We start from the raw sequence: 19,620 nt of genomic DNA, 5'->3' as shown, positions 1-19,620 counted from the left end.
ATGCCCTTCGATGTACCACAGGTTCCTCGCTGCGGCACACTGCGAGCTCGTCCGCGAGGCTCTCGCGCCCGTCGAGCATGGCCGGAACAGCTGCGTTCCGTCATGCCCGCGATCCGCGTGCCCGACGATGGTCGGCCATCACCGACATGTCTTTCTACTCAGGCCCGAAGCGTTGCAGCCCATCGCCGCCCACGCAAAAAGCGACGACCTCCCGCGCGGGAGGTCGTCGCTTCGCTTACCTGTCCTTCAGGTCAGCCCTTCTTGTCGAGGCGCGCCCCGGTCGGCACGCCGCCGGCGCTCCGCGGCAGCAGGCCCGCGGCCTGGAGCACGACGTCGGGCTTTGCCGCCTGCTCGGCCGCGAGGCGCCCCTGGGCCGCCTCGATGCGGCGCAGCAGCTCGGCCTGGTACTCCTCGAGGCGCTCCTGCACGCGCTGCTTCTTGGCGATCTGGCGGCGCATGTCCTCCTGGTAGCGCTTGAGGAAGTAGCCGATGGTCTCGATGCGGATCTTGATCGAGCCGGTCGGCTTGTTCTCGTCGATGTCCTTGAACGAGAAGTACGGCGTGCCGGAGTTCTCGATGATCTCCTCGATCACCGTGTAGATCGGCGCGTCGTGGCCGCACTTGAAGCTCGACAGCTCGAGCGCGACCAGGTTGGGGTGGCGCGCCGTGAACTTGGCGGCCCACACCTTCTGGTTGGTGTTCTCGCTGTAGCTGTTCTTCCACACGTCGGTGATGTCGAACGGGTCCTTGATGAACCCGGCGTCGATGTCGGGCTGGAACAGCGGGCGGACGATGTCCTCGTCGAGCGGCAGCGACTGCACGGTGAGGATCGGGTAGCCGAGCTTCTGCAGCTCGTCCGGGATCTCGTGGTTCATGCCCGGGTCGTTGTGGTACGGGCGCGCCAGCAGGACCACGCCGATCCGCTGCTCCTGCTCGAGCCACTTCAGCACCTTGCGCCCGTCGGCCCGGTGGTCGACGAAGAAGCCGTCCTGGGCCTTGAACGCCTCGTCGACGGCGCGGGCGTTCTCCTCCTCGGACAGCCCGAGCACGTCCTTGAAGTACTCGAACATCTGCTTCTTGCACAGCTTGCGCTCGGCCATCTGCACGAACGGCACGACCAGCTTGATGCCCTTCTGCGCGAACACGTCGGCCTCCTTGATGAAGGCGGCCTTGGTCGTGTCGGCCGAGCCGACCACCGTCGGGCACGCGCGCGAGCCGACCGTGCCCGACAGCCAGGTCTCCATCGAGTCGACCTGCGGGAACACGATGACGTCGAGCGGGCGCTTCTTGTGCTTGGTCTCGACGAGGTTGTGCATGTGGGCGATGCACACCTTCGACGGGAAGCACGGGTCGATCGCGCCGCGCTTGGCGCCCTCCTTGTAGAGCTCCTCGGAGGTGAAGTCGGAGTAGACGATGTTGCGCGCCGGGACCCCGAGCGACTCGAAGTAGGCGCTGAAGAACGGGTTCTGCGAGTACTGGTTCAGCACCCGCGGGATGCCGATCCGCAGCGTCGCGCGCTTCTTCATCAGCTCGATCCGCTGCTGCTGCGCCGCCAGCGTCTCGCGCGTGACCGCGGCCAGCGGCGCGGCCTTGCCGACCTTCTCCGCGACCTTCTCGAGCGTGCCCGCGGCCTTGCCCAGCAGCTCCGCGACCTTCGGGCTGCGGTTCAGCTTGCGCAGCAGGCCGTCGACCTTGTCCTGGTGCTCCGCCAGCTGCGGCGGCAGGTCGAGGTGCTCGCTGAGGCCGAGGCCGACGTCGTCGAGCTTGTCGGCCACGTTCGGCGGGTTCTGGGCGTCCCAGATGTCCTTCGCCGCCTTGGCGGCGAGGTTCGGGAAGTTCTTCTTGAGCTGGTCGAGGCCGCCCTTGATCTTCTTCATCGAGTCGAGGTCCTCGACCTCGCCCTTCTCGCAGGTGGCGATGATGAGGCGCTTGGTGCCGACGGCCTCGTCGGGCTTGTCCTCGCGCTTGCGGATCTTCAGCAGCTGGCCCAGCGCCATGCGCTGCTCGGCCTCCTGCTGCTTCATCTCCAGGTCGACGTCGATGAAGGTGCGCAGGCACTTGTTCTTGCAGAAGTAGCAGCGGGTGCTCTCGTCGCGCCGCTGCGAGAAGTCGATGCTGGCGACCTTGTCGATGCCGATCCACTCGGTCTTGTGGTCGAGCTGCTGGACCATCCGCCGCACCTCGAGCGCCGCGCCGATCGCCCCCGACTCGCCGCAGTGCTGGTGGACGATGACCTGGGCCTCGGTGCCCTTCGACTTGAAGCGCTCCTGGATGAAGTCGACCTGGGCCTTGACGGCCGCCAGGTTGTGCTGCGTGCCGCCCTGGAGGATGAACTTGCTGCCGAGCTTGGCGAGGTTGGGGATCTGGCTGACGTACAGCCAGATGTTCTTCGGCAGCACGGCGGCCAGACCGGCCATGATCTCCTCGGGCGCCCAGCCCTGGCGCTGGAAGTCGACGATGTCGGACTGCATGAACACCGCGCAGCCGTAGCCGAAGGTCGGCATCGCCTGGGCGTCGAAGGCCCGCTGGGCGTACTGCTTGACGTCGATGCCGAAGCCCTCGGCCGTGCTCTGCAGGAAGTAGCCGTTGCCCGCCGAGCACTGGGTGTTGAGCTTGAAGTCCTTCACCTTCCCGTTCTTCAGGATGATGATCTTGATGTCCTGCCCGCCGACGTCGCACACGACGTCGACGTTGTCGTAGAAGTGCAGCGCGCTCTCGCAGTGCGCCACCGTCTCGACGATGGCGGCGTCGGCCCGCAGCGTGTCGCGCAGGATGTCCTTGGCGTAGCCGGTGGTGCCGACGCCGAGCACGGTGAGCTTGGCCCCCGCGCCCTCGACCTGCTGGCGCAGGTCGGCCAGCAGCTCCTTGGTGTCGACGATCGGGTTGCCCTTCGACAGCTGGTAGACCTTGCGGATCACCTCGCCCTGCTCGTTGAGCATCACCGCCTTCGACGAGGTCGAGCCGCCGTCGATGCCGATGAACACCCGCACGTCCTCGCCCGGCGTGAACTCCCTCGGCACGAACTTGGCCGGCTTGTACTTGCCCATGAAGTCGTCGAGGTCGGCCTCGTCCTTCGACAGGCCCGCGGCGCCGGCCTTCTTCTTCTCGAGCAGGCGGCCCTCGGTGAGGTACCACTGCAGCTTCTCGGTGCCCTGGTAGACGCCGACGCGCTCGTCCTCGTCCTTGCCGAACTCCACGGCGCCGATCGCCGCGTAGTACTGGGCGTTCTGCGGGACGATGATGAGGTCGGCCGGGTCGACGCCCTCCGGCAGCGGCACGTTGCGCTCGTGCCAGATCGGCGGGATGTTGGCCTTCCACGCCTCGACCATGCCCTTGATGTACGTGTTCGGGCCGCCGAGCAGCAGCACGTGCGGCATCAGCGTGTGGCCGCGCGTCAGCACCGACAGGTTCTGCTGCACGATCGCCTCGAACAGCGACGCCATCAGCTCGTTGGCCGGCACGCCGAGCTTCTGCAGGCCGTTGACGTCGGTCTCGGCGAACACGCCGCACTTGCCGGCCACCGGGTGCAGCTTGTGGCCGTTGTAGGTCTGCTGGCACAGCAGGTCGGGCGGGATCTTCAGCTTGGCGTTGATCTTGTCGATCACCGCCCCGGTCCCGCCGGCGCACTTGTCGTTCATCGACGGGATCTTCTTCTTGCGCCCGGTCTCCGGGTCGGGCTTGAAGACGATGATCTTGGCGTCCTGGCCGCCCAGCTCGATGACCGAGTTGACCTCGGGGTGCAGCTTCTCGACCGCCAGCGAGACGGCGTTGACCTCCTGCACGAACTTGGCCCCGACCCACCGGCCGACCCCCGCGCCGCCCGAGCCGGTGATGAACATCCGCGCGTTGCCGCGGAGGTCGGTCACCGCCTCCTCGATCTCCTTGAACATCTTCAGCGCCCGCTCGGCCTGCTTGCTCTCGTGGCGCTGGTAGTCCTTCCACACGATCGTGTCCGTGGCCGCCTCGACGACGACCGCCTTGACCGTGGTCGAGCCGAGGTCGACGCCGACGATGTATTTGAGAGAAGACATGTTCTGAAGTTCCTGTTCCTGAAGACCTGGCGAGAAGGACCTGGCGCGGCGGACAGCCTTACTCGGCGGCGTCGCGGACCTGCTTGGGCTTGACGCCGTCGGCCTGCATGCGCTCCGCGACGTGCAGGGCGAAGTTGGCGCCGGTGCCGACCACGCGCGGGTTGTGGCGCGGGAACTGGTACATCGGCCGCTTCATCTCGGGGTGGGCGTCGACGTAGGCCTTGAGCTCGTCGAGGCCGTACGGGATGCTGGAGAGCACCTCGGCGAACTCGCGCTTGGCCTTGGCCTTGGCCTCGCCGAGGGCCATCTGGACGCGGCTGTGGGCGTTGATCTCGCCCTCGCCGGAGGTCTCGATGGGCAGGAAGATCATCTCCTTGTAGCGGTTGACCACCGCCGACTGGGCGCCGTCGGACTGGGTGCTGGGCATGCAGCCGAACGGCTTGAGGCTCAGCACCATGTGGGCCAGGCCCTTGTGCGAGTAGTAGATGTTCTTCGACACCTCGAGGTGGCCTTCGCCGCCCTCGGAGCGGGTGTGGTAGAAGCCGTGGCCCAGCCGCTCCATCTCGTCCATGTCGACGATCTCGTGGGCGATGTGGCCGAGCGCCTCGACCATGCGGCTGTACTCGCGGCGGAAGATGGTGTCGGCGACCTTGGCGATCGCCCGCTTCTTCATGTAGGTCATCTCGAGCTGGGCGCGCTTGCCGAGCTCGTACCACTTGACCTCGTCGGCCTTCTCGTCGAGGCCGTGGCGGTCGCGGGCCTTGATCTTGGTCTGCCACAGCATGTACGCCAGCCAGGTCGCGATCGGCTCGGTGATGACCTCGGCGCCCTCGCTGTGGAGGAAGCGGAACATGTTGAAGTTGCCGTCGCCCTCGGTGGTCTGGGCCCAGAACTCGCCGGTGACCTTGACGATCGGCTTGGGCTGCAGGCGGTCGACCTCGACCTCGTCGAACTTCCTGGCCACGTGCCGCAGCGGCTCGATGTAGTCCTCGCTGGTCAGCAGGTCGAGGAACTTGACCGCCTGCTCGGCGATGTCGAACGCCTTGGCGTTCTTGCCCTTGAGCAGGTCGCCCAGCGAGGTGCCCGCCAGCTCGGCCGGCTTCTTGCGCTGCATGACCCGGTACATGAACTCGAGCGACTCGCTCGCCGCCTTGTCGGTCGCGCCCGGGGTGGTCTCGTAGGCGCGGATGCAGTTGGCGACCTCGCTCAGGATGTCGCCGCAGTTGAACGCCGAGACCATGCCGGCGAAGAAGTCGAGGTTCATCTTCAGGCCGGCCTCGAGGTCGCCTTGCTTGAGCCCGCCCTTCTGCTGGAACAGCATGACGCGGAAGCCGTCGAACCCGGCGTTGCGCAGCGCCAGCCGGTACTCGGCCTCGTACATGCCGAAGCGGCACGGACCGCACGCGCCGGCGGTCAGGAACACGTGCGAGTCGATGATCTCCTGCACGCTCATGCCCTGCTTGTCGCGCAGGTGCTGCAGGTACTGCACGAGGTTGCCGACCGTGAAGTAGGTCGGGTTGCACTGGCCGTTGTTGCCGTACTCCTTGCCGAGCTGGAACGCGTCGACGTTCGGCGTCGGCACCACCGCGGTCTTGTAGCCCAGCGACTCGAACACGCCCTTCAACAGGTGCTCGTGGCGGAACGTCAGGCCGCCGAACAGCAGCGTCGTGTGCGGCCGCTGCGGCGCCGTGAACGAGTGCTCGAACGGCTTCTTGAAGTGCATGTTGACGGCGCCGAAGCTCACGCCCTCCTCCTGGGCGAACTTCTGCTGCGCTTCATCGAGGAGCGACTTCACCTGCGGCTGCGAGAGGATCTTGAGCGAGGTGCTGCGTTGCGAGGTCGGGGTCGTGGTCGCCATCGTTGGTCCTGCCGGGCGGTAAAAGTTGGCTGACAGTGTCGTCAGTGACACAGGTGTCAGTCAACCGGGAAGAGTCATGCACACTTCCCAAAAACCGGCAAGAATGTGCGCTACGGGGCGAATTGACCCACGGGCGCATCCCGAGTCGGGGCTTCCAAACCCCTGACACGAGAGCGAGAATTGGGCGGATCTGCGCGGCGGAAGAACGGCGTTCGAGGGGGATTTGCGCGGCGCGCGAGCGGCCGGGACCCGGGTTCGCCGATATGAAAGAGGATCGCCGTCGGGCTCGACGAGCGGCCGGCAGGACCGTGTCCCCCGGGACAACATGGTGTGCCGATCTCGGTGACCGGGCCCGTCACGAAGCGAGCGGGGGCCTCGTGGCCGCCGCGCGTGCCCGTGAGGCGGAGGCACGGCGAGGTTCACCAGCGACGCGTCGCTGCGCCTCGTCGGGCGCTGCGATCACGGCGAGAGCTGAGGCGAGCGGATGCCCTTGATCTGCGGGATCTGCTGCTTCAGCTTGCGCTCGATGCCCTGCTTCAGCGTCGCCTGCGAGCTCGGGCAGCTGACGCAGTTGCCGGTGAGGCGCACGCCGACGGTGTCGGCGGTGACGTCGAGCAGCTCGATGTCGCCGCCGTCGGCCTGGACCAGCGGGCGGCAGGTCTCGAGCACCTCGCGGACGCGGGCGATCAGCGCCTCGCCCTCGAGCGGCTCGCTGTCGACGGCCGCGTTCGGGTCGTCGAGCAACGCCTCGAACGGCGAGCGCTCGGGGTGGACCACCGGCAACTTGACGGGCGGCTTCTTGGCGACCGGCGCGGCCGCGGCCGGCTCGTACGCCACGGTGGCGCCGCCGGCGGCCTTCCACGCCTCGATGCCGCCGCGCAGGCTGACGACCGACTTGAAGCCGCGCCGGCCGAGGACCTCGGCGGCCTGCAGCGAGCGCCGGCCGGACCTGCAGTAGGCGATCCACACGCCCTGCGGGTCGAGGTCGTCGACCTTGTCGAGCTCGCCGAGCGACACCGTGCGCGCGCCGGCGATGACGCCGGTCTGCGCCCACTCCGACGGCTCGCGCACGTCGAGCAGCAGGACCTTGCCGCCCTCGGCCAACCTGGCCTTGAGGGCAGCCGGGGCGAGCTCGCGGCCGTCGCCGTCGTCGTCGTCGTCGTCCGCAGCGGTCGGGGCGGCGACCGGCGGCGCAGCCGACGGGTCTTTCAAGAGCTCGACGAGCCGGCCCGACTCATGCAACTCGCGCAGCTCGTCGAAGCCGCCGATGCAGCGCTCGCGGATGAACACGTGCGGCGTGGTGCGGCGGCCGGTCCTGGTGCGGATCGCCGTGCGCAGGTCGTGGTCGTCGGTGTAGTCGATCGTCTTGGCGAGCAGGTTCTGCTCGCGCACCAGCTCGAGCGCGGCGCGGCAGTAGGGGCAGCCGCGCTTGTAGTAGATGACGAGCACCGGCTCGGCCGGCTTGGCCTCGCCCTTCTCGGGCTTGATGATGCCGCGGTCCTGCTGCCACTTGCGCAGCTTGTCGCGGTCGGACTGCCACATCGGCTGGTCGGGCGTGCCGCCGTCCCACGCGGGGAGGTCGAGGCGGATGTCGATGCGGTCGAGGCCGACGAGCCCGCGCACGCGATCGAGGCCGGCCGCGGCCGCGCGGACGGGCGCGTGCTCCGAGGTCTTGCCGCGCTCGACGACGCGGTCCAGGGTGTGCACGGTGATGCGCTTGAGGAGCGTGCCGATCACGAGGGGACGCCTTAGCCGGCGGGACCAGCGGCGTCAAGTCGGGCAATTGCGAGCCGTCGGACTCGAACCGACACACCCGGCGGGTACTGGAACCTAAATCCAGCGCGTCTACCAATTTCGCCAGGCTCGCGCGGAACAGAGCGTATCATTTCGGCGTGACGTCGCTCCAGAGGGTTTGCGCGTGGGCATGCGGGTTCGCGGTGATCGGCTGTTCGCAGCCGACCGCCTCGCCGAAGGCCGGACCCGAGGCCAAGGCCGAGGCCGAGGCCAAGGCCGCCGAGCCGGCCAGGACCCCGGAGGCCAGGGCCCCGGCGCCGACGACCCTCGCCAAGGTGCGCAACGACGTGACGCTGCCGCTGCCGGCCCTGCTCGATCAGCCGGTCGCCTCGGTCGAGGCCAACTTCGGCGAACACCAGGGCAAGGGCATGGCCCGCTCGACCTGCGTCCGCTTCGCGCCCGAGCGGACGTTCTTCGGCTGCAGCTTCGCGCTCCAGCGCTACGCCGACAAGGGCGACGAGTGGGCGGGGATCCGCGTCGAGTACGAGGACGGGGTGGCGGCCTCGATCGGCTTCGACGGCTATAAAAAAGGGAACGGCCCGTTCGACCCCAAGCAGCTGCTGGCGGCCGTGGGCCTCGAGCTGCCCGACGAGCCGCGCGTCGACGCCCCGGCGGAAGGGGTGCGGCGGTGGGCGTGGTTCAACGACCGCGCGCGCCTGACGATCGGCGGGCACCAGTACCGCGTCGAGGTCTCGGTGGTCGGCGACGACTGGGCCCGCAGCCGCATCGACGTGCTGCGCAACGAGCCGCTGACGCCGGAGCAGCAGGCCAAGGTGGTGCAGCCCGGCCCGGGCAAGCCCGAGATCAGCGAGCCGCCGCCGGGGCCGTGAGCGGGGTGGCCTCGAGAGCATGTACTTCAAGGCATGCCCCTGAAGGCATGTCTTTGAGGACATGCCTTCGAGGACATGTCCCTTGCGGCCGGCGGCTCAGAAGATCTTGCCGGGGTTGAGCAGGCCGGCGGGGTCGAGGACGGCCTTGATCCCGCGCATCAGCGCGACCTCGGTGGCGTTGCGGCTGTAGTGCAGGTGGTCGCGCTTGAGCAGGCCGACGCCGTGCTCGGCGGAGATGCTGCCGTCGTGGGCCTGGACGAGGGCGTAGAGCTCGTCGTCGAAGGCGTGGACGCGGTCGAGGAAGGCCGACAGGCCCTCGTCGGCGGGGCGCAGGAGGTTGAGGTGGAGGTTGCCGTCGCCGACGTGGCCGAAGCACAGCGCCTCGATGCCGGGCAGGCGCTCGGCGACGAGCGGGCGCCAGGCGGCCAGGAACTCGGCGACGCGGGCGACCGGCAGGGCGATGTCGGCCTTGTGCGGGGTGTGGCGGTGGAGCGACTCGCTGATGTCCTCGCGGTAGGCCCACAGCGCGCGCGCCTGGGCCTGGGTGGCGGCGAGGACGGCGTCGCCGAGCTCGCCGGCGTCGTCGGCCTCGGCGAGGCACGCGCCGAGCTCGTCGCGCGTGTGCTCGAGCGCGGCCGCACCGGGCACCGGGACCTCGACCTCGACCAGCACGTAGCGCGCGGCCGGCCGGGAGAACGGCAGATCGCCCCTGCGATGGGCCAGGACGTGGTTCAGGCAGCCGTGGTCGAGGAACTCGAAGGCCGAGAGCGTCAGGCTGCTGCGGCGCAGGCGGGCGAACAGCGCCAGGACGGCGGCGTCGGACGGCACGGCGCACAGCGCGACGAGGCTGTCGGCCGGCGGCCGCGCGAGCTTGAGGGTGACCTCGACGATCACCCCGAGCGTGCCCTCGCTGCCGATGAACAGCTGGCGCAGGTCGTATCCGGTGTTGTTCTTGACCAGCGCGCCGCCCAGCACCAGCAGCTCGCCCGAGGCGAGGACGACCTTGAGGCCGAGCACCCAGTCGCGCGTGAGGCCGTAGCGCAGCACCTTCACCCCGCCGGCGTTGGTCGCCAGGCTGCCGCCGATCTGGGCGCTGCCCTTGGCGGCGTAGTCGACGGGATAAAGGAGTCCGGCGGCGGCGGCCGCGTCCTGCACCGCCTGCAGGGTGGCCCCCGCCTCGCAGCGCAGCGTGCGGGCGGCCGGGTCGACCTCGAGGATCTGGTACATGCGCTCGAGCGAGAGCACGACCTCGCCGCGGGTGGCGGTGGCCGCCCCCGCCAGGCCGGTGCGACCGCCCGAGGGGACGACCGGCACGCCGTGAGCGGCGCACGCGCGGACGACCGCCTGGACGTCGGCCGGCGAGCGCGGAAACACGACCAGCGACGGCTGCACCGGCCAGCCGCCGCGACAGCGATCGGCGCCGTAGTAAGCCAGGTCGGCCGGATCGTCGCTCAGGCGCTCGGCGCCGAGAGCCGCGACCAGGGCCGCGCGAAGGTCTTGAAGGTCGGGGACCATGGCCTGCGAGGGTAACGCGAAAGCGCGAGCGCGCCCGCATCCCGCGGGCGCGCTCGCCTGGCGGTCCCGGTTTACAGCGTTAGGTCGGACCCGAACGGCGTTCACCGTGCGGGACCTGGCCTTGGCGCTAGAGCGCCGGGATGGCGTTGGCGGGCAAGCGCATGAGCTGGCGGACCATGCGGACCACCGACTTCACCACCGGGTGGCCCTTGATGAAGACGACGCCGACGACGTGCTTCTCGTCGCCGGCGACCAGGATGGCGTGCTCGCCGACGAGGATGCGAACAGCGCTCTCGCCCGCCACCTGCCGCAGCTTCACCGCTTCGAGCACGATGGGCTTCCAGCGCTCCTCGCCGACCCACGCCGCGTCGCCCGCCTGCGACTGCTCCGCGGTTTGGTCCAACACGGCCACGATCCCGTCGTGGCGAAGAACGCGCTCAATTCGTGTCGATGACATGGACTTCCCTGTTTTCTGGCCCAATTGGGCCCGTACGTCGCAAACTGGGGGGGTCGCGGTTACGGGCTGGTGGTTTTACAAAAAGCCCCCAGGTGCGTCAAATCCGCAAGACCGTTTTCCCGGTTTCTACCGCATGAATCTTATCGACACCCACGCGCACATCGACATGCCGCGCTTCGGCGATCGTGCGGAACGTCGATTTGCCGCTGTTCGGGCCGCTGCCGCGGGAATTTCGGCGATCGTGATCCCCGGTGTCGAACCGGAATCTTGGGCGACGCTGCTCGAGGTCGCGGAAGACCTGCGCGAATTCGCTCCATCCGTGCGCTTTCACACCGCCTTGGGGATCCACCCGCAAGTCCTTCCCGAGCTCGACCCCGCGCATGATTCCGCGGTTCTGACCGCATTAACCGACCAAATTCGCACAACCCCGGCCGGCCTGGTGGCGATCGGCGAGTGTGGCCTCGACTTCGGGCCGGGCGGCGGCGGGGTGCCGCGCGAGCGGCAGGTCGCGGTGTTGCGGGCCCACTTCGCGCTCGCGCGAGAGACCGGACTTCCGTTGCTGCTGCACTGTCTGAAGGCCCACGCGGCGCTGCTCGAGCTGCTCGACGAGCAGCCGCTGCCGCCGTCGATCCTGCACAGCTACTCGGGCAGCGCCGAGATGGTGCCGGCGTTCTGCCGCGGCGGTCACGCGATCTCGTTCGCCGGGGCGATCACGCTGGCGAACGCGCGCAAGCCGGTGCTGGCAGCCCGCGCGGTGGCGGCCGACCGGCTGCTGCTCGAGACCGACTCGCCCGACCAGACGCCGGCGTCGCGTCGACCGGCCCGCAACGAGCCGGCGTTCCTCGGCGACATCGCCCGCGCCGTCGCCGCGGCGCGCGACGAGCCGCTCGAGCTGGTGGCGGCCACCACCACCGACAACGCGCGCCGCCTGCTGCGGCTCGCGGCGTGATGACGATGGCGATGCGCAGTCCGACGACCGTTCTGGCGCTCGCGGCATGCCTGCTGGCGTGCGGCGGGCCGACGCCCGCGCCCGCGCCGGCCCCCGTGGTCGCGGCCCCCCCACCGCCCGTGGTCGCCGCGCCGGAGCCCGAGCGCGTGCCGCCGCCGCCGGAGAAGCTGGTGGTCTCGCACCCGCGCGAGCTGGCGGAGCTCGACCTGAGCCGGCTGGTGTCGCTCGACCTCGCGCTCTCGGTCGAGGACCGGCGCGAGCGGGCCAGCCAGCTGCGCGACGACCTCGATCACGGCCAGGCCTGCGCGGAGCTCGACCTGACCCGCCTGGCCGAGCGCGCCCCGGCGCTCAAGAAGCTGCGGATCTCCGGCTGCCTCGCCGCGGTCCACGCGGGGCTGGGCGCGGTCGTCGGGGTCGAGAGCCTCGAGCTCGCCGACCTCACGCTCGACGGCGTGGTGATGGGCCGGATCGCCAGCTTGCCCCGCCTGCGCGACCTGACGCTCGCGCGCGTCACCCAGGGCGCCGAGCCGGTGGCCCTGCTCGCGCGCGCGCGGCTCGAGTCGCTGGTGCTCCGCGACCTCGCCACCGACTCCGGGCTCGCGGCCATCGCCCCCGACGTCGCCGGCCTGCAGGCGCTCACGCTCGAGGGCTCGTGGGCGGGGCACGACGCGCTGCTCAAGGTCGCCGGCGCGACCGCGCTCAAGGACGTCAAGCTGCTCGACACGCGGGCCGGCAACTTCTCGCTGCACCAGCTGAAGCCGCTGCTGGGGCTGTCGCGGCTGACGCTGCGCGGCCCGGGCTTCAACGACTACAGCCCGCTGTACGTGCGCGACCTGCCGCTGACCGAGTTCACCTGCGCGTGCCCCAACCTCGGCGACAAGGGTCTGCGCGCGCTCGGTCGCCAGCCGCTGCTGCGCCGGTTGGTGCTGCCGCAGTCGCGGATCACCGGCGCGGGCCTCGAGGAGCTGGCCAGGCTCGGGCTGCAGTCGATCGAGATCCGCGGCCGCGACCTCGGGCCCGACGGGCTGCTGGCGCTCAGTCGCCTGCCCGACCTGCGGACCCTCGTGCTCGGCCTGGCGCCGCCGCTGACGCTGGCCGATCCGTCGATGCAACACCTCGGCGAACTCGCGGGGCTGCGGACGCTGGTGCTCGACATCCCGAGCCTCGGCGATCGCATGGCCGACGAGCTCGGCGAGCTCACCGGCCTGATGGAGCTCGACCTCGGCGGGACCCAGATCTCCGACGCCGGGCTGCGCGCGCTGGCCGGGATGCACGGGCTCCGGGTGCTGCGGCTGCACCACACCAAGGTGACGCACCGCGGGCTCGCCCACCTCGCCGGGCTGACGCAGCTCGAGGTGCTCGAGCTCGACCACACCGACGTCGTCGACGGCGGCGTGGCGCACCTCAAGGACCTGACGGCCCTGCGGGTGCTGCGGCTCGACGCGACGCTCATCACCGACCAGTCGCTGCAGTACCTGCGCGGCATGGACCGGCTCGAGCAACTGAACCTCGCCGACACCGTCGTCACCGCCGACGGCGCGGCGACGCTGCTGTCGTTGCCGGCGCTGCGCTCGGTCAACCTCGCGCGCACGCGGGCGTCCGACTGAGCGCGCTCGAACGGCCGCGTCACGTCCTGCGGATCACCGACCGCCGCGCGCGTCACTCCGTCGTTCGCCTCACGTCAGCGACGGCGCGCGGTCGGGCAGGTGCACGCGGCCGTCGACGCCGGGGACGCAGCGGGTGCGAGCGACGTCGAGCCAGGCCACGGCGGCGCTGATGGCCGCGAGCATGTGGCGGCCCTGGGCCAGGCCGCAGGCGATCGCGGTGGCCAGCGCGCAGCCGGTGCCGCGCGGGTCGGGCCCGGCCACGCGCGGGCGCTCGAACACGTGCACCTGTCCCGGAAGACAGACGATGTCGCGGACCCGCTCCTGACTGTCGGCCGCGCTCTTGAGCAGGACGCCGGCGCGGCCGAGGGCGTCGGCGGTGCGCTGGACCAGCTCGGGGTCGTCCTCGGTCGAGCCGGTGAGGGCGGCCGCCTCGCGCCGGTTGGGCGTGACGAGCCATGTCTCTTCGGACATGTCCCGAATGCAATCTCGCAGGACGTCCACGCGGGCGCCGAGGTCACCGCCGTCGCTGGCGACGAGCACCGGGTCGACGACCACGGGGACGCGGCGGGACGCGACCTCGCCGAGCACCGCCTCGGTCAGCGCGGCCGGCAGCAGGCCGATCTTGATCGCGCGCGGAGGCGGCATCGACCGCAGCTCGCGGACGACCACGTCCGCCGGCCGCGGCTCGGAGCTCGCGGGTCGACCGCGGCCCTGGCGGGTCCAGGCGGTGACCATGCGGGCGAGCGGGACCCTCGGCGCGCACGCGGCGGCAGTCAGTGTGTCGCGCAACAGACCCGCGCCGCCGGTCGGATCGAGGCCGGCGAGCAGCCACAGCGCGGTGGCGTGGCTTGAAGTCTCGGGTACACTGCGGACCATGGCGACCTTCACCGGGACCGTGCGGAAGAACGACCTCGAGGGCGGCTTTCACGAGCTCGTCACCGACAAGGGCGATGTGTACCGCCTGAGCAAGTGCTCCGTGAAGGCGGGGGCGCGGGTCAAGGTCGAGGGCAACGTCGAATCCGGTGGTTTCGGGATCCACATGTCCGGCCCGAGCATCGCGGTCAAGAGTATCGAGGTTCTCGGCGGTCAGTCCTGACCGGAGCGCCGCGGCGAGCGCCTCGGCCCCGCCGAGGCGCTCGCCGTCGGGTCCCCACCGACCGGCGAGCAGACCTCATGCGGGGGGCGGAGACACCGTTGCGGCGGCGCCTCCTTCGTCGGGCGGACCAAAGGCGAAGGCCCTGTCACCGGCGGTGACAGGGCCTTCAGCTCTGGTGCGAGGAAAGGGACTCGAACCCCCACGTCCTAAGGACACACGGACCTGAACCGTGCGCGTCTACCAATTTCGCCATCCTCGCGGCGGGCGTGGAACCTAGGACAGGTTCGTTCCGGCGTCAAGCACTTTTGCGAGCGACTGGGGTCCGGCGAGGCCCACCCGTTCGGCGGCAACCGCGCCAACCGGGCGCGCCGCTCACGAGGATTTGTCGCCCTGCGCCTTGCCGGTCTCGGCCGGGGCGCCGGCGGACTTGCCGTCTTCGGCCGAAGGCTCGGGGCGGACGTTGAGGAGCGCCTGCAACTCGGGCTCGAGCTCGCCGTCGTTGGGCCAGGCCTCGTCTTCCAGGACCTCGATGACGATCCGCTGGTTCGAGAGGTCGCGCTCGTAGCCGGCGCGCCCACCGGCCGACCGCTTGTCGTCGTCGAGCTCGCCCCACTCGGTGTCGATCGAGAACACCTCGTCCTCCTCCTCGTCCGGCACGAGGACCACCCGCGTGGGGGTGTCGGCGTCGTCGTCGAGGTCGACGTCGTCGTCGGAGGGCAGGCGGAACACCGGGCTCGAGACCTCGGCGCTGCCGAGCGAGCCCATGTCGAAGTCGCCGGAGTCGGCCGCGCTGCCGCCGGCGAGGCGGACCGCCAGGCTGACCGGCTCCGACTCGTCGTCGAGGTCGATGCCCGCCAGCGGGTCGCGGTCGTCGGGGTAATGACGGATCACCGGCGCCACGATCGAGTCCCCCGGCTCGGGCTCGGGCTCGTCGACCGTGACGTCGAAGCTGCCGCTGGTGTCGGGCCCGTCGGAGATCGTCGCCGGCGCCAGCGACACGCGGGCGAGGCGGGCGCGCTCGCTGTCGAGGAGGCGCTCGAGCTCGGCGATCTTGGCCTGCGCCTCGACCAGCAGGTTGCGCGTGACGTCGAGCTCGTCGGCGAGATCCTCGTACTGTTCCTTCTGCTTCTCGAGCTGGGCGAGACCGGCGGCCAACCGCGCCGCGCTGCGGTCGGTGGCGTCGTTCATCTCCCAGATCTTCTGCTCCGCGGTGTCGAGCTGGAACAGCATGTATTCCATCTCCTCGGCGCGGATGCCCGCCTCGAGGCGAGAGCGACGCAGGCGGGCCCGCTCGTGCTCGACGATCCGCTGGTGCTCGGCCTCGCTGCGGGCCAGCGCCTCGGCGTGCTCGGCGGCCTGGTCGGCCAGCTCGCCGCGCAGCGACAGCAGCTCGGCGCGGGCGGCGTCGGACAGCGGGCCGGTGGCCTGGCCCATGCGGCTGGCCCCGAGCGACACGATCTGCTGCAGCTGATCGATGGCCTGGTGCTTGGCCTCGAGCTCGCGGCGCAGGCGGAACAGCTCGACCTCGGCGCCCTGCTTGGCCCCGGCGAGCGCCTCCATGTCCTGCCGCTGGCGGCGCAGGCGGCCGCGCAGGTGCTCCTGCTCCGCGACCCCTTCCTCGAGCCGGCGCTGCAGCTCGGCCGACTCGTCCTCGCGCTCGATCGTCTTGCGCTGCTGGTCGCGCAGCCGCTCCTGCAGGCTCGGCACCGTCTCCTCGAGCCGCTGGATGTGCACCTGCAGCACCGCCAGCTCGCCGCGCAGCTGGGCCGCGAGCGTCGCGTGGTCTTCGACCGAGCGCCGCAGCTCGCGGACGGTGCGGGTGGCGTCGGCCAGCTCGCGGTCGCGGCGGCGGACGATGTCGGCGGCGGCCTTCTCGCGGGCGCGCAGCTGGTCGCGCTGGGCCGTGATCTTCTCGAGCTCGAGCAGGCGCGCCGAGCTGTCGATCGTCGGGACCGCGCCCTTGTGCGCGCCCGACTCCTCGCGGGTGCGCAGCCGCTGCTCCTGCGTGTTGTAGAGGCCCTGCAGCTCGGCGTGGTCCATCTCGAGCTTGCGCAGCTCGTGGCCGAGGCGCTCGAGCTCGAGCACGCGGTCCTGCTCGATCGCCCGGCTGCGCTCGACCTGCTCGCGCAGGCGATCGACGTCCGTGACCAGGCGGACGTTCTCGAGGTGCTCGCGGCGGATCTCCTCTTCTTGTTGCAGCACCCGCGTCTCGAGCTCTTGCAGCTCCCCGGTGCGGCGGGCCAGTTCCTCGCGCAGGCGGTTGCGATCGATCGCGGCGTCGGCGGTGGCGCGGCCGCTCTCGGGCGCGGCCAGCGGGGCGACCTCGTCGACCAGCTCGTGGGTCGCCACGGTGGTGTCGGGGTCGGGCCGGCGCATCAGCGCGGCCAGCGAGTGCAGTCGGCTGTCCTCCTGGACATGTTGCAGCGACTCGAGCCGCTGCCGCGCGGCGTGCAGCTCGGCGTCGGTGCGGGCCTTCTCTTCGCGCACGCGATCGAGGTCGCTGGCCAGCTTGACCGCGTGGGCGAGCAGGCTCTCGCGCTCCGTCGAGAAGTTGTTGACGATCTCCCGCAGCTGCTCGAGCTCGGCGAGGACCGCGGGATCGACAGCGACGACGACTTTGGTCGCCGACTCGGGCTCGGGTGCCGGCGGCTCCAGCGGCTGGGGGGACGGCGGCGGCAGCGTCTCGGGCGTCGAGGGCTCGTGCACGCGCGGCGTCGGAACGCCGAGCAGCGCCGAGGCCGACTCGGCGGCGAACAGGGCCACGAGGTCGAAGTCGGTGTTCTCGGCCGGTTCGGGCTCCGGCTCGGGCTCCGGGGGCAGCGGCGCCGGTCCGACGACGGTCACCTCGACGACCTCGATCGCCGGGGTAAGCGGCGCGACCGGGCCGGTCGGGACGATGATGCACTCGCGCAGCGGCGCCTCGAGCTCGGTCTGCGAGGCGAGCACCAGGTAGCGCTGGATCGGCAGCGGCTCGTCGAGCAGTCCCTCGCGCAGCGCCGCCGTCAGCGCCTCGCCGGGCGGCGCGGGCAGCAGCGGCGCCAGGCTCACGCCCTGCCACTCGAGCTGCGCGAGGGCGGCGACGTGGGTGAAGACGCCGCGGAGATCGTCTTCGATCTCCCACAGGTGCGTCGGGTCGGGCTCGACGCCGAGCGCCAGGATGCCACCTTCGCGTAGCACCCGGCGCGCCTCGACCATGAGCGCGTGACGGGCGGTCGGGTCGTGCGTCACGCCGCCCTCGATGCACGTCACGGCGTCGATGCTGCGGTCGCGCAGCGGCAGGTGCGAGAGCTCCAGCGGGCCCGACCAGACCTCCAAACCGGGCTCGGCCGGGCAGTCGCCGCCCAGCACGAGAACACGTGCCACGCCGGCTGCCGCGAGGCGGCGCGGTCCTTCAGGCCCCCCGGGGAGCACGACGGCCACGCGCTTTTGGAGCAGCCAACGCTCCAAAGCTACATATGCGGGCAGGTGGTACACGAGGAGGGGACTTTGGCCCCGGCATCATACTGCAAGGACCGTCGCTTTCCCCCCAGAGAGAGCGATGGCGCAAACGCGCGCGGCGGTTCGCACGCGGTCGCAGAGGCATGGCCCGAGACTGAACCAGAGGCCAGCCGGGGCGGCGAGGCGGACCGCGATCGCGGCACAGGCGGTGGCGACGCGGGCCTGGGATCGACCTGTCCCGTGCGTCGCGGTCGATCGTCCGGCCCGGCACGGGACATCGAAGGTGCATCGAGGGCGGTTGATCCGCGGATTTACCTGCCCTACGATGCGGAATCGTCGATGGCGGCCAAGCTCATCCTCATCGGGGGGGATCACCCGACTGAGCACATCCTCACGTCGTTCAACACCCTCGGGCGCCATCCCGACAACTCGATCCAGGTGCTGGATCGGATCGTCTCGAAGGAGCACAGCCGGATCACCCTCGGCCCCGACGGCCGCTACGTGGTCCGCGATGTCGGAAGCCTCAACGGCACCTTCGTCAACGGGGAGCGCGTCACGGAGCGGGTGTTGAAGTCGGGCGATCAGATCTCGCTCGGCAACACGACCTATCGCTTCACCGAAGACCCGCCGCGCAACCAGCCGCCGGTCCTCAACAAGGTCACCATGACGCCGGACCAGGTGCAGAGCCAGGTCCAGAGCTCGGTGTCCGCCAGCTCGCGCTTCTTGCCGGCCTCCGACATCAAGGACGTCGCCACCCTGCGCGCCGACTACGAGAAGCTGCGCATCGCCCACGAGCTGTCGCAGCGGCTGTCGATCGACGCCGAGCTCGACACGCTGCTGCAGAAGATCGTCGACGAGGCGTTCCAGCTGATCCGCGCCGACCGGGCGGTCATCCTCCTCGTCGACCCCGAGACCGACGACTTCGTGCCGCGCTACGTCCGGCAGAAGCGCGACGAGGAGATCCGGCTGTCGCGCAGCATCCTCGACGAGGTCCGGCTCAAGAAGCGCGCGGTGCTGTCGTCGGACGCGATGGTCGACGAGCGGTTCAAGGCGGCCAAGAGCATCATCATGCAGGGCATCCGCTCGACCATGTGCGTGCCGCTGCTCTACAACGACAAGCTGCTCGGCGCGATGCACATGGACTCGATGCTGGCGACCGGCGCGTTCAACGAGCGCGACCTGCTGCTGTTCTCGGGCATCGCCACGCAGGCGGCGGTCGCCATCGAGAACAACCTGCTGGCGCAGAAGATCGAGCACGAGGCGTCGAAGCGGGCCCAGTTCCAGCGCCTGTTGTCGCCCAACCTGGTCGACCAGATCGTCTCCGGGCAGCTGACGCTCAACCAGGGCGGGTCGCGGCGCGAGGTGACGATGCTGTTCGCCGACATCCGCGGGTTCACCGGGATGAGCGAGCGTCACCCGCCGGAGGAGATGGTGGCGACGCTCAACGAGTACTTCGAGGTCATGGTCGACGTGCTGTTCCGCCACGGCGGCACGCTCGACAAGTACGTCGGCGACGAGATCATCGGCCTGTTCGGCGCGCCCGTCGAGCTGCCCGACGCGCCGCTGCGCTCGGCCCGCTGCGCGCTCGACATGATGCGCGCGCTCGAGGAGTTCAACCGCCTGCGCGCCGACCAGGGCCGCGAGAAGATCAACATCGGCATCGGCGTCAACACCGGCCCCTGCATCGCCGGCGCGATCGGCTCGTCGCGCACGCTGCAGTACACCGTCATCGGCGACGCCGTGAACATCGCCGCCCGCCTGTGCAGCCTCGCCAAGCCGGGTGAGATCATCATCTCCGAGTCGACGCTGCAGCTGTCCGGCCCGCACGTGATCGTCGAGCCGCGCCAGACCGTGAAGGTCCGCGGCCGCAACGAGCCGCTCAAGATCTACGCGGTCCAGGGCATCCGCGACACCGCGCCGCCCGCCAGCCGCAGCTGAGCGCGGGTCCCTGCCCTGCGCGCCCGCGGGTGCGCCGCGCCTGCGCCTGCCGGACGCACGATCCGCGGCGAGGTCGCGAGGGCGACGCCGTTCCACGGCCCCTCGCG

The 19,620-nt window shown here is 70.4% G+C and carries 12 protein-coding genes and 2 tRNA genes; 5 read left to right on the top strand and 9 right to left on the bottom strand.

Annotated features, from left to right (window positions below; translation table 11 throughout):
• Positions 1-251: 251 nt before the first annotated feature.
• The 4 genes from K7C98_RS03465 to K7C98_RS03450 all read right to left on the bottom strand — a co-directional run bounded on the left by K7C98_RS03465 (position 252) and on the right by K7C98_RS03450 (position 7,756).
• Positions 252-4,031 carry a BadF/BadG/BcrA/BcrD ATPase family protein gene (locus K7C98_RS03465; protein ID WP_224190053.1) on the bottom strand — a complete coding sequence of 1,260 codons (3,780 nt, stop codon included), beginning with the start codon at positions 4,029-4,031 and terminating at the stop codon, positions 252-254.
• A gap of 58 nt (positions 4,032-4,089) precedes the next feature.
• Entirely contained in the window at positions 4,090-5,889 is a 1,800-nt protein-coding gene (locus K7C98_RS03460; protein ID WP_224190052.1) for a hypothetical protein, read from the bottom strand.
• Between the two features lie 459 nt (positions 5,890-6,348).
• A complete protein-coding gene (locus K7C98_RS03455; protein WP_224190051.1) occupies positions 6,349-7,626 on the bottom strand; it encodes a NifU family protein in 1,278 nt (425 codons plus the stop codon).
• A gap of 47 nt (positions 7,627-7,673) precedes the next feature.
• Positions 7,674-7,756 (bottom strand) — tRNA-Leu (locus tag K7C98_RS03450).
• 25 nt (positions 7,757-7,781) lie between these two features.
• Here K7C98_RS03450 and K7C98_RS03445 point away from each other — a divergent pair.
• Entirely contained in the window at positions 7,782-8,513 is a 732-nt protein-coding gene (locus K7C98_RS03445; RefSeq protein WP_224190050.1) for a hypothetical protein, read from the top strand.
• A gap of 96 nt (positions 8,514-8,609) precedes the next feature.
• On the opposite strand, the gene K7C98_RS03440 is transcribed toward K7C98_RS03445, so the two are convergent.
• Both K7C98_RS03440 and K7C98_RS03435 read right to left on the bottom strand, forming a co-directional pair.
• Positions 8,610-10,028: an FAD-binding oxidoreductase gene (locus K7C98_RS03440; protein WP_224190049.1), complete on the bottom strand. Its 1,419-nt coding sequence runs from the start codon at positions 10,026-10,028 to the stop codon at positions 8,610-8,612.
• Positions 10,029-10,155: 127 nt separating this feature from the next.
• Entirely contained in the window at positions 10,156-10,434 is a 279-nt protein-coding gene (locus tag K7C98_RS03435; RefSeq protein ID WP_224190048.1) for a hypothetical protein, read from the bottom strand.
• 49 nt (positions 10,435-10,483) lie between these two features.
• On the opposite strand from K7C98_RS03435, the gene K7C98_RS03430 reads away from it, so the two are divergent.
• Both K7C98_RS03430 and K7C98_RS03425 read left to right on the top strand, forming a co-directional pair.
• Complete coding sequence (locus tag K7C98_RS03430; RefSeq protein WP_224190047.1) at positions 10,484-11,434, top strand: TatD family hydrolase; 951 nt, start codon at positions 10,484-10,486, stop codon at positions 11,432-11,434.
• 5 nt (positions 11,435-11,439) lie between these two features.
• Positions 11,440-13,041, top strand: a complete 1,602-nt coding sequence (locus K7C98_RS03425) for a leucine-rich repeat domain-containing protein (RefSeq protein WP_224190046.1) — start codon at positions 11,440-11,442, stop codon at positions 13,039-13,041.
• 69 nt (positions 13,042-13,110) lie between these two features.
• Here K7C98_RS03425 and K7C98_RS03420 read toward each other — a convergent pair whose 3' ends face one another.
• Positions 13,111-13,917, bottom strand: a complete 807-nt coding sequence (locus K7C98_RS03420; RefSeq protein WP_224190045.1) for a PfkB family carbohydrate kinase — start codon at positions 13,915-13,917, stop codon at positions 13,111-13,113.
• Here K7C98_RS03420 and K7C98_RS03415 point away from each other — a divergent pair.
• The gene (locus K7C98_RS03415; protein WP_224190044.1) at positions 13,916-14,137 is read left to right on the top strand and encodes a DUF5818 domain-containing protein; all 222 of its coding nucleotides are present in this window, start codon (positions 13,916-13,918) and stop codon (positions 14,135-14,137) included. The genes K7C98_RS03420 and K7C98_RS03415 overlap by 2 nt on opposite strands.
• Before the next feature lie 173 nt (positions 14,138-14,310).
• On the opposite strand, the gene K7C98_RS03410 is transcribed toward K7C98_RS03415, so the two are convergent.
• Together K7C98_RS03410 and K7C98_RS03405 are read right to left on the bottom strand one after the other, a co-directional pair.
• Positions 14,311-14,396 (bottom strand) — tRNA-Leu (locus K7C98_RS03410).
• 113 nt (positions 14,397-14,509) lie between these two features.
• A complete protein-coding gene (locus K7C98_RS03405) occupies positions 14,510-17,500 on the bottom strand; it encodes a methyltransferase domain-containing protein (protein ID WP_224190043.1) in 2,991 nt (996 codons plus the stop codon).
• Positions 17,501-17,914: 414 nt separating this feature from the next.
• Between K7C98_RS03405 and K7C98_RS03400 the strand changes: the two genes are divergently transcribed.
• Positions 17,915-19,513 (top strand): adenylate/guanylate cyclase domain-containing protein, encoded by a 1,599-nt coding sequence (locus K7C98_RS03400; protein ID WP_224190042.1) that lies wholly within the window; start codon positions 17,915-17,917, stop codon positions 19,511-19,513.
• The last annotated feature ends 107 nt before the right edge of the window (positions 19,514-19,620 follow it).

It is taken from the genome of Nannocystis pusilla (assembly GCF_020073745.1).
GTDB classification, from domain to species: domain Bacteria; phylum Myxococcota_A; class Polyangia; order Nannocystales; family Nannocystaceae; genus Nannocystis; species Nannocystis radixulma.
The sequence above is the reverse complement of the archived record's forward strand: the minus strand, read 5'-3'. Positions and strand labels throughout refer to the sequence as shown.